Annotated in this window: 9 protein-coding genes; 3 read left to right on the top strand and 6 right to left on the bottom strand. The window is 69.8% G+C overall.

Annotated features, from left to right (window positions below):
• Positions 1 to 55 precede the first annotated feature (55 nt).
• From AB0M62_RS22960 to AB0M62_RS22985, 6 genes are all read right to left on the bottom strand, one after another.
• The gene (locus tag AB0M62_RS22960; RefSeq protein ID WP_366076144.1) at positions 56 to 1261 is read right to left on the bottom strand and encodes a hypothetical protein; all 1206 of its coding nucleotides are present in this window, start codon (positions 1259 to 1261) and stop codon (positions 56 to 58) included.
• Positions 1258 to 2088: a polysaccharide deacetylase family protein gene (locus AB0M62_RS22965; protein ID WP_366076145.1), complete on the bottom strand. Its 831-nt coding sequence runs from the start codon at positions 2086 to 2088 to the stop codon at positions 1258 to 1260. Before AB0M62_RS22965 ends, AB0M62_RS22960 begins: the two co-directional genes overlap by 4 nt.
• A gap of 390 nt (positions 2089 to 2478) precedes the next feature.
• Positions 2479 to 2991, bottom strand: coding sequence for an ATP-binding protein (locus AB0M62_RS22970; protein ID WP_366076146.1), 513 nt, complete (start codon positions 2989 to 2991; stop codon positions 2479 to 2481).
• Between the two features lie 285 nt (positions 2992 to 3276).
• Positions 3277 to 4044: an enoyl-CoA hydratase-related protein gene (locus AB0M62_RS22975; RefSeq protein ID WP_366076147.1), complete on the bottom strand. Its 768-nt coding sequence runs from the start codon at positions 4042 to 4044 to the stop codon at positions 3277 to 3279.
• 113 nt (positions 4045 to 4157) lie between these two features.
• A complete protein-coding gene (locus AB0M62_RS22980) occupies positions 4158 to 5405 on the bottom strand; it encodes an Ig-like domain-containing protein (protein WP_366076148.1) in 1248 nt (415 codons plus the stop codon).
• 171 nt (positions 5406 to 5576) lie between these two features.
• Positions 5577 to 6803 carry an Ig-like domain-containing protein gene (locus AB0M62_RS22985; RefSeq protein WP_366076149.1) on the bottom strand — a complete coding sequence of 409 codons (1227 nt, stop codon included), beginning with the start codon at positions 6801 to 6803 and terminating at the stop codon, positions 5577 to 5579.
• A 152-nt stretch (positions 6804 to 6955) separates the two neighbouring features.
• On the opposite strand from AB0M62_RS22985, the gene glgX reads away from it, so the two are divergent.
• From glgX to AB0M62_RS23000, 3 genes are all read left to right on the top strand, one after another.
• Positions 6956 to 9238, top strand: a complete 2283-nt coding sequence (glgX, locus tag AB0M62_RS22990) for a glycogen debranching protein GlgX (RefSeq protein ID WP_366076150.1) — start codon at positions 6956 to 6958, stop codon at positions 9236 to 9238.
• Between the two features lie 79 nt (positions 9239 to 9317).
• Positions 9318 to 11135: an ABC transporter ATP-binding protein gene (locus tag AB0M62_RS22995; protein ID WP_366076151.1), complete on the top strand. Its 1818-nt coding sequence runs from the start codon at positions 9318 to 9320 to the stop codon at positions 11133 to 11135.
• Positions 11132 to 12991 carry an ABC transporter ATP-binding protein gene (locus AB0M62_RS23000; RefSeq protein ID WP_366076152.1) on the top strand — a complete coding sequence of 620 codons (1860 nt, stop codon included), beginning with the start codon at positions 11132 to 11134 and terminating at the stop codon, positions 12989 to 12991. The genes AB0M62_RS22995 and AB0M62_RS23000 overlap by 4 nt, the downstream gene beginning before the upstream one ends.
• Positions 12992 to 13362 lie beyond the last annotated feature (371 nt).

Genomic DNA, 13362 nt, shown 5'->3' on the forward strand with positions numbered 1-13362 from the left:
CACTGGCTCCCGGGGCGTTCTCGTCGAGTCCGTGGTGCCCACGAACGTGCCGGGGTCAGCGGAAGACGCCCGTGTGCCCGAGCGAGTAGCGGCCGGGCTGCGGGTACACGGCGAGTCCGTGCGGACCGCCGCCCACCGGGATGCGGGCGAGCTGTTCGCCGGTGACCGTGTCGATGGCGTACACCTCGGAGTCGTACCGGCCGGACAGCCACAGCACCTTGCCGTCCGCCGAGACGCCGCCCATGTCGGGGCTGCCGCCGTCGGGCAGCGTCCACTTCTTGGTGAGTCTGTTCTCTACGAAGTCGAAGACCGAGATGCTCCCCTCGCCGCGGTTGGTGATGTACATCTCCTTGGAGTCGCGGCTGACGTACAGGCCGTGGGCGCCCTTGCCGGTGGGCAGGAGCTCCGGGGTGGTGAACTCCTCCCCGTCCAGGACCCAGACGCCGTGCGCCATCATGTCGGCGATGTAGAAGGTCTTGCCGTCGGGCGAGATCTTCACGTCCTGCGGCATCGCGCCCTGGAGCGTCAGCTTCTGCTGCGCGACGACCTCCATCTTCTCGGTGTCGACCTTGAGCAGCTCTCCGGAGAACTCGCAGGAGACGATGAAGTACCGCCCGTCCATCGAGAAGTCCGCGTGGTTCACGCCGTAGCAGGAGACGGGGACGCTCTTGACCCGGTCCATGGTGTGCGGATCCCGGAAGACGAGTTCCCTGTCCAGGGAAGCCATCACGACGGCGTACTTGCCGTTCGGCGTGAAGTAGAGGTTGTACGGGTCGTGCACTTCCACCGGCTTGCCTGCCCGTCCGGTGGCCGGGTCGATCGGCGTGAGCGTGTGGCCGCGGTTGTTGTTGACCCACAGCGTCTTCATGTCCCAAGAGGGGACGACGTGCTGTGGCTGGATGCCGACCGGGATGGTGTCGATCACCTGGTAGGTGGTGGGGTCGATGACGGAGACCGTGTTGGAGTTGGTGTTCGGCACGTACACCCGGGACGGGAAGTCCTTGACGACCGGCGACAGCATGCCGGGCCGGTCGGCGGCGTAGACGTCCTTGGGGTCCAGCACCGGCGGCATGCCGGGCAGTCCCGCGTGAGCGGTCTTCTTCGTCCTGGGCGCCGGTGCGGCGCTGTGCGTGCCGTAGATGTCGAGCGCTTCTGTCGTGCCCTTCTCGGCGGACATGCCGCAGCCGGCCAGGGCGAGAGCCAGGACGGTGCCGGCGAGCAGTGCGGCGGTTCTCCTGGTGAGGGACAACGTGGGAGTCATGGGGTCAGCAGCTCCGTAGTGGTCACCGCGCGCAGTTCGCGGCGGGCGAGTTCTTCGAGGAGTCCGGGCATGGCGGCGACCGTGTCCGCATAGCCGAAGTGCAGGCTCACCACGGATCCGTTGCGGATCGCCCCGGTGACATTACGGATGACGGCCGCGGCACCGGGCGAGGTGAAGTCGAGAGAGTCGACGTCGTACGAGAGGACGTGCGGGTAGCCGGCCCTTCGGGCCTGCCGCTGGACGGACGGGGCCGCGAACCGGGAGCGCGAGGGGCGGAACCAGGTTCCGATGGAGCCGGTGAGCCTGCGCAGCCGCTGGGCGCAGTCGGTGATCTCGGCATATGCCTCCGCCTCGGTCATCTCCGAGATCGTCAGATGGCGCTGGGTGTGGTTGCCGAGTTCATGGCCGCCGTCGAGGATCCGGCGGGCGAGCTGCGGGTGTGCGTCGAGCCAGCTGCCGACGGCCAGCACGGTCACCCGGGCACCGGCCCGCTCGGCCTCGGAGAGGACGGACCGGGCGGTGGCCGGGTCTCCCCCGCCGTGGAAGGTGAGCGCGACGCGGGCACGGTCCCGGGGGCCGTGCCCGATCCGGAAGGGCTGACCGGGAAAGGCGCGGGGAGCGGGCGCGGGACGGCGGTGTTTCGTCGGGGCGGCCGGGGCGGCGGGACCGGGCGGTGCGGCGGGAGTGACAGGTCCGCGCGAGGCACCGCCGGCCGAGCAGCCGGAGGCGAAGGCGCCTGCGACGACTGCGGCGGCGGCCGAGCGCAGTGCGCCGCGGCGGCCGATCGCTCGGGGGGTCGGGGGCAGCCCCCCTGGGTAACAGAGCACCCGCCCATTTAAAGGGTTGTATGCCCGAAAGATAACGATTGACCAAATCCACCGACGCTGCGGGTCGCGCGCCGATCCGTCCACTTCTTGAGATGATCGATGAATCACTCGGATTAGCGCATGTTCACTCACCATTCACTAGGCGAGTGGCCCACCTCACCTGGGATTCATTTCGATAATGGGCACATACGGCAAGTTTTGTCCGAGTTGGCACTTTGTCGTCACGCCTCCTCATCTGCCATAGTCGGGGACACGACCCCCATTGACCCGGGCCAGGTCGTCCCCAGTCGCCGTGGATCACACCCCCCAGATCCACGGCGCTCCACAGAAGCCCCCAAGACGCCCCGTCCGGGCGAGCGGGGGCTTTCTGCGCTCCCCAGGGGTGGATCTTCAGGACGAGTGACGGTCGGGCACGCGCATCTCGAACCAGGTCGTCTTGCCGCGCGGCAGCAGGTCCACGCCCCAGCGGTCGGAGAGCTTGTCGACCAGGAAGAGACCCCGGCCACTGGTGTCGAGCTCGTGGACGGGCATCAGACAGGGCAGCCCGCGCGACGGGTCGCGCACCTCGATCCTGATCCAGCCGCGGCGGCGCATCATGCGCAGCCCGAAGACCCGGGCGCCCGTGTGCCGTACGGCATTGCCCACCAGCTCCGAGACGAGCAGCACCGCGTACTCGGCGGTCTGCGCGGAGAGCCCCCACTGGCGCAGGACCACGCTCTGGGTCAGCCGCCGGGCCGTACCCGCGGACTCCGGGCGGGACGGCAGCGGGACCTCCGCCTCCGCCGGGTTCCCGAACAACTCCAGCGCCTTGAGCGCCCGTTCGTCCTCGACGGCCGGCGTCGGACGCGCGGCAAGCATGCTGCTGCGTTGCCGCGGTTGCTCTACACCCTCCAGGCCCGCCATGCCCCCATCATGGCGGCCCAAGGCACCGCACGGAGCCGTTCTGGAGGAATCCGCCCCCTGGAACCACCGGTTCCGGTAGGCCCGTTTGGCATATGTCAGAGGCAGAGGGAGACCCTCCGCGGCCCACTGAGCAGCCATGACGTCCCGCTTACGGTTGATCACGAAGAGTTCCGGGCGGCAGATCCTTAAGGTTCTCTTAAGGCCTGGCTAATGCGCCCGCGCCTGGCCAATGCACCCACAGGGAGGACCGGACCGGCCACCATCCGGGACCCGACCGGACAGCGTTCAGAGGAACTTGGCCTTCCCCGGACCTTCCTCGACGAAGCTGCGCATTCCCCTCTCGCGGTCCTCGGTGGCGAACAGGCCCGCGAACCAGTTGCGTTCGATGGCGAGGCCGGTCTCGATGTCGGTCTCCAGGCCCGCGTCGACCGTCTCCTTGGCGGCGCGCAGCGCCAGGGCGGGCCCCTGCGCCAGCTTCGCGGCCCAGGCGTGCGCCTGGTCGTACACCTCGGCGGCCGGAACGACCCGGTCCACCAGTCCGAGACCGAGCGCTTCGTCGGCCTTCACCATACGGCCGGTGAAGATGAGGTCCTTGGCCTTGGACGGGCCGACGAGGCGGGAGAGCCGCTGAGTTCCGCCGGCGCCCGGGATCAGACCGAGCAGGATCTCGGGCTGGCCGAGCTTGGCGTTGTCCGCGGCGATGCGGAAGTCGGCGCACAAGGCCAACTCGCAGCCGCCGCCGAGGGCGTAGCCGGTGACCGCGGCGACAACGGGCTTGGGGATGCGGGCCACGGCGGTAAAGGACTCCTGCAGGGCCCGGGACCGTACGACCATCGCCGTATGGTCCATGGCCTGCATCTCCTTGATGTCCGCACCGGCGGCGAACACCTTCTCTCCGCCGTACAGGATCACGGCCCTGACGTCGTCACGGCGGGCCGCCTCTTCGGCGAGCTCCTTCAGCCGGTCCTGGGTGGCGATGTCCAGCGCGTTCATCGGAGGGCGGTCAAGGCGGATGGTGCCGACGCCTTCGGAGACTTCGAGATTCACGGTCATGGGGAGCAGGTTAGTGGTGGTTAACGCGGTACGGCCCGGCGCTGTCGCAGTCCGGGGCTATGTCCCCGGAATGTCCGGTACAGCACCGGGCCGTCGGCGTAGCGCGGGACCTGTTACCTGGTCCACTCCGCCCAGGACATGTTCCAGCCGTTGAGGCCGTTCTCCGGGGCGATCTGCTTGTCGTTCGAGTTCTTCACGACCACCACGTCACCGATGAGCGAGTTGTCGTAGAACCAGGCAGCCGGGGCCTTCTTGTCCCAGCCTCCCCGCACGTCCCGCAGGCCCACGCAGCCGTGGCTGACGTTGGCCGAGCCGAAGGTCCCCGAGGACGCCCAGTAGTTGCCGTGCACGAAGGTGCCCGAGTTGGACAGACGCATCGCGTGCGGCACGTCCTTGATGTCGTACTCGCCGCCGAAGCCCACGGTGGCGCCGTTCATCCGGGTCACCTTGTACTTCTCGCTGATGACCATCTGGCCGTTGTACGTCGTGGTCGACGGGGCGCCCGCGGTGATCGGGATGTTCTTGAGGACCTGGCCGTCGCGCACGACCTGCATGGTGTGCGCCTTGGCGTCCACCGTCGTGACCTGTGAGCGGCCAATCGTGAACTTCACGGTCCGGGTCTGCTTGCCGTACACCCCGGGCCGGCCCTCGACGCCGTCGAGGTTCAGCTTCACGGTGACCTTGGTGCCCGCCGCCCAGTACTTCTCCGGGCGGAAGTCGAGCCGGTCGTTGCCGAACCAGTGGCCCTCGACCGGCACGGACGGCTCGGCCGTCACGGTGACCGCCTTCTCGACGGCCTCCGGGTTGGTGATGCCGCGCGTGAAGTTGATCGAGACCGGCATACCGACACCGACCGTGGCGCCGTCTTCCGGCGTGTAGTGACCGATGAAGGTGTTCTTCGGGGTCAGCGTGGTGAAGGTGGCGTCCTTGGCGGACTCACGGCCTTCACCGTCCTTGGCCACGGCATGGATCTTGTACTGGGTCGCGGCGCCCAGGTGACGGTCCGGCACCCAGCTCGCGCCGTCGGCGGATATCTTGCCGTCGACCTTGTTGCCCTTGGTGTCGGCGACGGTCACGGTGGTCAGCTTGCCGCCCGTGGCGGAGACCCTCAGGACCCCGCTCGTCTCGACCTCCTTCGCCCCGTCCTTGGGGGCGATGGTCACGACGGCCTGAGACGCCGAGGTGTCGGCCTTGCCCGAGCCCTTCTTGCCCTTGTCCCCGCTCCCGCTGCCGGAGTCCCCGCCCCCGCCGCAGGCCGTCACCAGGAGCAGCACCGCCCCCAGTACCAGTGCCAGCAGTCCGGCGCCCCCGCGCCCCCGCCGCGCTCCGGCCGATGCCCCCGATATCGGCTCCACGTTCAAGATGGTTCTCTCCCCTCGCACGGCCCGGCCCCGCCATGGCCCGTACCCCCTCGCGCTGGACTCGCGCACATGGCGATAGATAATCACACCGGACGGGTCCCGACCTCCCCTGCAATGTCACCGTTCAGTCCCAACTGGTGACGGGGGCACGGGCCGTGCTGTGAGGGGAACTCAGTTGACCGCGGACCCTTGTTTCCAGAGGTCCCAGCCCATGTTCCAGCCGCCCAGACCATTGTCCGGAGCGACCGTTTTGTCACGGGAGTTGACCACCTCCACCACGTCTCCGACGAGGGTCCGGTCGAAGAACCAGCTGGCCGGGGTGTGCTCTTTGCCTCCCCGCACGTCGAACAGCCCGATACAGCCATGGGTGATGTTGACCGAGCCGAACCACTCCCGCTTGGCCCAGTAGTTCCCGTGCAGGTAGGTCCCCGAGGCGGTCAGCCTCATCGCGTGCGGGACGTCCGCAACGTTGTACTCGCTCTTGCCGTCAGGTTTCGTGAATCCGACGGTGGCACCGTTCATCCGCGTCACGTCGAACATCTCGCTCACCACCATCTTCCCGTTGTACGTGGTGGTCTTGGGCGCCCCGGCAGTGATCGGAATGGTCGACAGCACCGCACCGTCCCTACGTACCACCATGGTCTTCTTCGTCGCGTCCACCGTCGAAACCTGGTGGCGGCCGATGGTGAAACGGACCTTCTTCTGCTGGATTCCGTACGAGCCGGGGGCGGCCTCCACATCACGCAGCCGCATCTCGACGGTCACCTCGGTGCCCGGTTTCCAGTATTCGGCGGGACGGAAGTCCAGGCGCTCCCTGCCGAACCAATGGCCCACGATCTCCACGGGCGGCTTCGAGGTGACCCTGATGGCGTTCTCGACCCCCGCCCGGTTCTCGATCTCCCGATTGAAGGTGAAGGAGACAATCATGCCGGTGCCCACGGTGGCGCGGTTCTCCGGTTTGAAGTAGCCGATGAAGCGTTCCTCCGGCACATAAGTGGTGAAAGTGGAGTGCCGGGCCTGACGTCGGTTGTGGCCGTCCACCGCGACCACGTCGATGGTGTACTTGGCGGCGAGCGCCAGCGCCCCGTCGTCCGGCCGCCAGCTCAGACCGTCCTCCGAGATCCGCCCTCTGACCTCCTCCTTCTGTACGTCCTCGACCTTCGTCACCTTGACCCGTTCCAGCCGTCCGTCCGGCACGGACACCAGGAGCGGGCCCTGCGCCCCGATGTTCTTCGCACCGTCTTCGGGCGAGATCCGGATGGCGTCGTACGGCGCCCTCGGTTTTCCGGGCATCCCGACCTCGACACCGTCGGTGCATCCGGCCAGCCCCGCCAGTAGTCCTGCCCATGCCAGTACGGCGGCCAAGCCCGCCCCTGCCCGCCTTGTCACGTCTCTCACGACTGTCCCAACGATTGCGCCCCGCCGGGGAAACGTGAGTGCGGGGGCTGTTGCGGGAAGAACAGGTGGGAGGACCATGCGAGGGGAGCCACGGCCGGGACGCCGTGCCCCCGGATCGGCGGCGGTCCCGACGAGCCGCGGGAGGCCGACAGGTGTCGAGCGCAGCCGAGCAGGAGGCAGTACGGGGCGGGCAGTCCGCCCTGAACGGGGAACGGCAGGCGCCGGCCGGGGTCAACGGTCACCGCAGGTCGCCGGGCACGCCCCGGGCGCCCGTATGGCCGGGGGCGCCGACACCGCTGGGCGCCCGCTACCGGGTCGGCCCGGACGGGGTGGCCGGCACCAACTTCGCACTGTGGGCAGGCGGCGCGGAGGCGGTGGAGGTGTGCCTCTTCGACGAGCGGGGCGCCGAGACGCGGTGCCCGCTGACCGAACTGACCCACGAGATCTGGCACGGCTTCGTGCCCGGCGTACAGCCGGGGCAGCGGTACGGCTTCCGGGTGCACGGGCGCTGGGACCCGTGGACGGGGGCCCGCTGGAATCCGGCCAAGCTGCTGCTGGACCCGTACGCGCGGGCGGTGGACGGCGCCCCCGGCAATGACTACGGCGCGCTGCCGGCCGAGGTGTACGGGCACGTCCGGGACTGGCCGCAGCAGCATGTCGCGGACACCGTGCGCGACGACCGCGACTCGGCGCCGTTCGTACCCAAGGGCGTGGTCGTCCACGACGACCACACCGAGGACGAATGGATGGACGACCGCCGCCCCAAGACGCCGTGGGCCGACTCGGTCATCTACGAACTGCACGTCCGCGGCTTCACCAAACTCCACCCCGGGATCCCGGAGGAGCTGCGGGGGACGTACGCCGGGCTCGCGCACCCCGCGGCGATCGACCATCTCGTACGGCTGGGGGTGACGGCGGTCGAGCTGCTCCCGGTGCACCAGTTCGCGCACGAGGACCATCTGCTGCGCCGCGACCTGCGCAACTACTGGGGCTACAACTCCATCGGCTACTTCGCCCCGCACGCCGGGTACTCCGCGTCGGGCACGGCCGGCCAGCAGGTCGGCGAGTTCAAGCGGATGGTGCGGGCCCTGCACGCCGCCGGCATCGAGGTCATCCTCGACGTCGTCTACAACCACACGGCGGAGGCGAGCGAGCTGGGGCCCACGCTGTCGCTGCGCGGAATCGACAACCGGGGCTACTACCGCCTGCAGTCGGACGCCCGGCGCTACGCCGACTACACGGGGTGCGGAAACACCCTGCATGTCGTCCAGCCGAACGTACTGCGTCTGATCACGGACTCGCTCCGTTACTGGGTCACCGAGATGGGCGTCGACGGTTTCCGCTTCGATCTCGCCGCCGCTCTGGCCCGCTCCATGCACGACGTCGACATGCTGTCCCCGTTCCTCGCCGTGATCGCTCAGGACCCGGTGCTGCGGCGGGTCAAGCTGATCGCCGAGCCGTGGGACGTCGGGTCGGGCGGCTACCAGGTCGGCGCCTTCCCACCGCTGTGGACCGAGTGGAACGACCGCTACCGGGACGCCGTCCGGGACTTCTGGCGGGGCGCGCTGCCGGACGTCAGAGACCTGGGCTACCGGCTGTCCGGGTCCAGCGACCTGTACGCGTGGGGCGGCAGGCGACCGTACGCCTCGGTCAACTTCATCACCGCCCACGACGGATTCACGCTGCGCGACCTGGTCTCGTACGAGCGCAAGCACAACGAGGCAAACGGGGAGGGAAACCGGGACGGCACCCACGACAACCGGTCCTGGAACTGCGGCGCGGAGGGGGAGACGGACGACGCCCGGATCCGCGCACTGCGCCGCCGCCAGCTGCGCAACCTGGTGACGACGCTGCTGCTGTCGACCGGCGTACCGATGCTGGTCGCGGGCGACGAACTGGGCCGTACCCAGGGCGGCAACAACAACGCGTACTGCCAGGACAACGCGACCAGCTGGCTGGACTGGACCATGCTCGACGACCCGGACTGGCGCCCGCTGTTCGAGCTGACCTCACGCCTGATCGGACTGCGCCACACCCACCCGGTGCTGCGCCGCCGCGCCTTCTTCTCGGGCCGCCGACAGGGCGCGGACGGGCTGCGCGACCTGGCCTGGTTCACCCCGCTGGGCGCGGAGATGACGGAGCATGACTGGTACGCGCCGGCCGCCACCCTGGGTCTGTACCTGTCCGGACGGGACATCCCCGGCCGCGACGCGCGGGGCGCGAAGGTGACGGACGACAGCTTCCTGGCAGTACTGCACGCTGCGGACCGGCCGGCAAGCTGGGTCCTGCCCGGCGCACCCTGGGCCGAGACGTACGAACTGGTCGTCGACACCTCACGCGAGGACCAGGCCACTGCTCCAGGCACGGTCCACCGCGGCGGCGAGACGGTGACGGTACCGGCGCGGTCGGTGCTGCTGCTGAGGGTCAGGGAGTGAGGGGTACGACCGACGCCCGGCGCCCGGCGCCCGGAAATCCAGTGGGCCATGTCAGTCGTGAACCGTAGGCTCGCCCCTGATGCCTGAAACGCCTTCACCCCCCAAGGACAGGTCGGCCGTACGTTCGCTGCTGCGACTCTGGCCGTACGTACGGCCCGTACGGATCCGGCTGTTCAGCGCGGCTTTTGTCGCGATCGTCGCTTCCTGTCTGTCCCTCGTCATCCCCCTCGTCCTGAAGTGGATGGTGGACGGCCCGGTCGCGGACTCGGACCCGGGTGGAGTGTGGCTGGGCGCGCTCTGCCTCCTGCTGCTCGGCATCGCGGAGGCCGTGCTGTTCGGGTTCCGGCGCTGGCTCGTCGCGCGGCCGCTCGCGGGTGTCGAGGCGGGGATGCGGGCCGACCTCTACCGGCACCTGCAGCGGCTGCCGGTCGCCTTCCACGACCGCTGGGCGTCGGGGCAGTTGCTGTCGCGCGGCACGACGGACCTGATGCTGGTCCGGATGTTCCTGACCTTTCCGCTGACGTTCCTGTTGGTCAACGCGGCAACCATCCTGGTCGGCTTCGGCATTCTGCTGAGTCAGGAGTGGACGCTCGGGCTGGTCATGCTGGCGCCCGTCGTGCCGCTGATGATCCTCCTGTCGCTCTTCGAGAGCCGGTACTTCATGGTCGCCCGGAAGGCGCAGGACCAGGTCGGCGATCTGACGACCGTCGTCGAGGAGAGCGTGCTCGGCATCCGCATCATCAAAGGATTCGGCCGCCACCGCAGTCAGGCCCTCGCCTTCGGTGAACTGTCGAAGCGGCTGCGCTCCACGGAACTGGGCAAGGCCCGGCTGCTGGCCGGTATCTGGGCGCTGATCATGACCCTCCCGGAGCTGGCCATCGGCGCGGCGCTGGTGCTGGGCACGATCCAGGTCGCGGACGGCTCCCTCTCGGCGGGCACGCTGGTGGCCTTCCTGTCGACGGCGCTGGCGCTGCGGTGGCCCGTGGAGTCGATCGGCTTCCTGCTCGCGATGAGCCAGGAGGCGGCGACGGCCACGGAGCGGTACTTCGAGGTGATGGACGCGGAGGTGGAGCGGGACGCTGCGCTCCCGCAGGCGGAACGGGACGCGGAGGCGCGGGACGCGGAGGCGCGGGCCCGGCGGCGCCCGGAAGGCGGACTGGTATTCGACGAGGTCGAGTTCCGGTACCCCGACGCTCCCGGCGACTCCCCTCCCGTACTCGCCCGGATCGACCTGCGGATCCGGCCCGGCGAGACCATGGCCCTCGTCGGGGCCACCGGCAGCGGCAAGACCACGCTCACCGCGCTCGTGCCGCGGCTGCACGAGGTGACCGGCGGACAGATCACGCTGGACGGTGAGGACATCGCGGCGATGCCCCGCGAGCGGCTGCGGGAGCTGGTGTCCGTGGCGTTCGAGGAGCCGACCCTTTTCTCCACGAGCGTCGGGGAAAACGTCCTGATGGGCGCGGGCGGCGACGCCGGCGGCGCTGAGCTGGGGCGGGCCCTGGACGTCGCGCAGGCCGGATTCGTACGCCGACTGCCGCACGGCGTCGACACGCAGGTCGGCGAACAGGGACTGAGTCTTTCCGGCGGGCAGCGGCAGCGGCTCGCGCTCGCCAGGGCGGTCGTCGGCCGGCCGCGGTTCCTCGTACTCGACGATCCGCTCTCCGCGCTCGACGTGCACACCGAGGCGCTGGTCGAGGCCGCACTGCGGCGCGTCCTGGCCGACACGACCGCGCTGGTCGTGGCACACCGGCCGTCGACCGTGCTGCTCGCCGACCGGGTCGCACTGCTCTCCGGCGGCCGGATCGCCGCCGTCGGCACGCACCACGAACTGCTCCGCAGCAACACCGAGTACGCCTGGCTGATGTCCGGCGCCGCGGACGAGGGGGACGCATGAGTTCCACGGTGAAGGACGAGCGGCAGGCCGGTGCGGATCCGGATCCCGTCGGCCGCCCGGCCGCCGATGACCCGTTCTCCCAGGACGCGCTGCCCGCGCCGCCCGGCGCGACCGGTACGCTGCTGCGCTCGCTGCTCGGCCCGCGCCGCGCGCTGGTGGCCCTGGCCGCACTGCTCCTGCTGCTGCAACAGGCGGCGGCCCAGGCGGGACCGCTGCTCGTCGCGTACGCCATCGACCGGGGCGTGCCTGCCGTCCGGCGCGACGACTACGGGCCGCTGATCGCCGTGGCGGTGGGGTACGCCGCCTGCTCGGTCGGCTCCGGCGCCTTCCAGTACGCCTTCATCCGAACCTCCGCCCGGGTCAACCAGGATGTGCTGCTGGATCTGCGCGGACGGATCTTCCGCCACGCGCAGGCACTGAGCGTGGACTTCCACGAGCGATACACGTCGGGCCGGCTGATCTCCCGCTCCACCACGGACGTGGAGTCACTGCGGGAACTTCTGAGCGAGGGACTCCAGGAGCTCATCGCGGTGGTACTGGCCTTCGTCTACATCTCCGCGATGCTGCTGTGGCTGGACCTCGGTACGGGCGGCCTGGCAGTGATGTCGTTCGTGCCGCTGTATCTGCTCGTACGGCTTTACCAGCGCCGGGTGGGCGTGGTGTTCAGCGACCGGTCCACTGCGATCGCGTCGGTGATCGTGAAGTTCGCCGAGACGATGAACGGCATCCGGCCGGTGCGTGCGTTTCGCCGCGAGCGGGCGAACGATACCGAGTTCCGTGCGCTCAACCACCATCACGAACGCGTCAACGGAGACGCGATTCTGGAAATGGCCCGCTATGTGGTCGGCTCGCGGCTGGTGGCGAACACCGCGGTCGCCGGGATCGTGCTGTGGGGTGCGTACCGGGTCGCCACCGGGACGCTGGCTCTCGGGGTGCTGGCGGCCGCGGTGCTCTACCTGCGGCGGCTGTACGACCCCATCGACCGGCTCGGGATGTTCCTCAACTCGTACCAGTCGGCGGGCGCGTCGCTGGAGAAGATCGCGGGACTGCTGGCCCAAGCGCCGACGGTGCCGGAGCCGGCCGTACCGAAGCAGCTGCCGCCGCTCGACACCGGCCGGCCGGGGCGCGAGGTGGTCTTCGAGGACGTGCGTTTCGCGTACCGGACGGGGGGCGAGGTGCTCCCCCGCTTCTGCCTCGGGCTGCCGGCCGGGCAGACGGTCGCGGTGGTCGGTTCGACGGGCGCGGGCAAGTCGACGCTCGCGAAGCTGCTGGCGCGGTTCTACGACCCTACGGAGGGCCGGGTGCTGCTCGACGGGGTGGACCTGCGCGATCTGGCGGTGCCGGAGCTGCGGCGCGGAGTGGTGATGGTGACGCAGGAGGCGTTCCTGTTCTCGGGCACGGTCGCCGAGAACATCGCGATCGGCCGGCCGGACGCCACAGCTGCGGAGATCGAGCAGGCGGCGAAGGCGATCGGTGCGCACGATTTCATCAGCGCGCTGCCGGACGGGTACGACACGGACGTACGCAAGCGCGGCGGCAGAATCTCCGCCGGACAGCGGCAGTTGGTCGCCTTCGCCCGTGCGCTGCTGGCCGATCCGGCGGTGCTGATTCTGGACGAGGCGACGAGTTCGCTGGACATCCCGGGCGAGCGGGCGGTGCAGCGCGCGATGCACACGGTGCTGCGCGGCCGGACGGCCGTGGTGATCGCCCACCGCCTGTCGACGGTGGAGATCGCGAACCGGGTTCTGGTGATGGAGGGCGGCCGCATCGTGGAGGACGGCAGGCCCGCGGACCTCATCGCGGGCACGGGCCGCTTCGCGGACTTGCACCGTGCGTGGCGGGAGAGCGTGGTGTGAGGGGCGGGTGGTGTGAGATGCGGGCACCGCAAGAGGCCCGGGTCGTCGACCCGGGCCTGAGGGGCACCTTCGGCCCGTCCTGGGCAGCAACCGGCTCCGCCTCGATCACCCGGCCGGTCCGGCCGGCAGCGTTTCGCACTGCCTGTTGTTCGTAACGCGGCCCGGCGGAAGCATGAATGCCGTCACGCTCAGTACCCGACGGAGGGGGCGCTCCTTCCAAGCGCGTCAGCGCCGGCACCCGGCGGGCCGATGCCCTGCCACCCACCGGCCCACGGCAGCCGGACCGGCTCGGGCTCCATCCCGGAGCCACTGGCCGCTCCTCCGCCCACCGGCCCGCCGCCCGCCGAGCCGGGGCCCGGCTCCGCCTCCCC

The sequence above is a fragment of the Streptomyces sp. NPDC051219 genome, from assembly GCF_040682335.1.
Classification (GTDB): Bacteria; Actinomycetota; Actinomycetes; order Streptomycetales; family Streptomycetaceae; genus Streptomyces.

Bases quoted from the DNA above. Each gene is read 5' to 3' on its own strand.
- AB0M62_RS22995 (WP_366076151.1), top strand. From the start codon at position 9,318: ATGCCTGAAACGCCTTCACCCCCCAAGGACAGGTCGGCCGTACGTTCG.
- AB0M62_RS22970 (WP_366076146.1), bottom strand. From the start codon at position 2,991: ATGGCGGGCCTGGAGGGTGTAGAGCAACCGCGGCAACGCAGCAGCATG.
- AB0M62_RS22975 (WP_366076147.1), bottom strand. From the start codon at position 4,044: ATGACCGTGAATCTCGAAGTCTCCGAAGGCGTCGGCACCATCCGCCTT.
- AB0M62_RS22960 (WP_366076144.1), bottom strand. From the start codon at position 1,261: ATGACTCCCACGTTGTCCCTCACCAGGAGAACCGCCGCACTGCTCGCC.
- AB0M62_RS23000 (WP_366076152.1), top strand. From the start codon at position 11,132: ATGAGTTCCACGGTGAAGGACGAGCGGCAGGCCGGTGCGGATCCGGAT.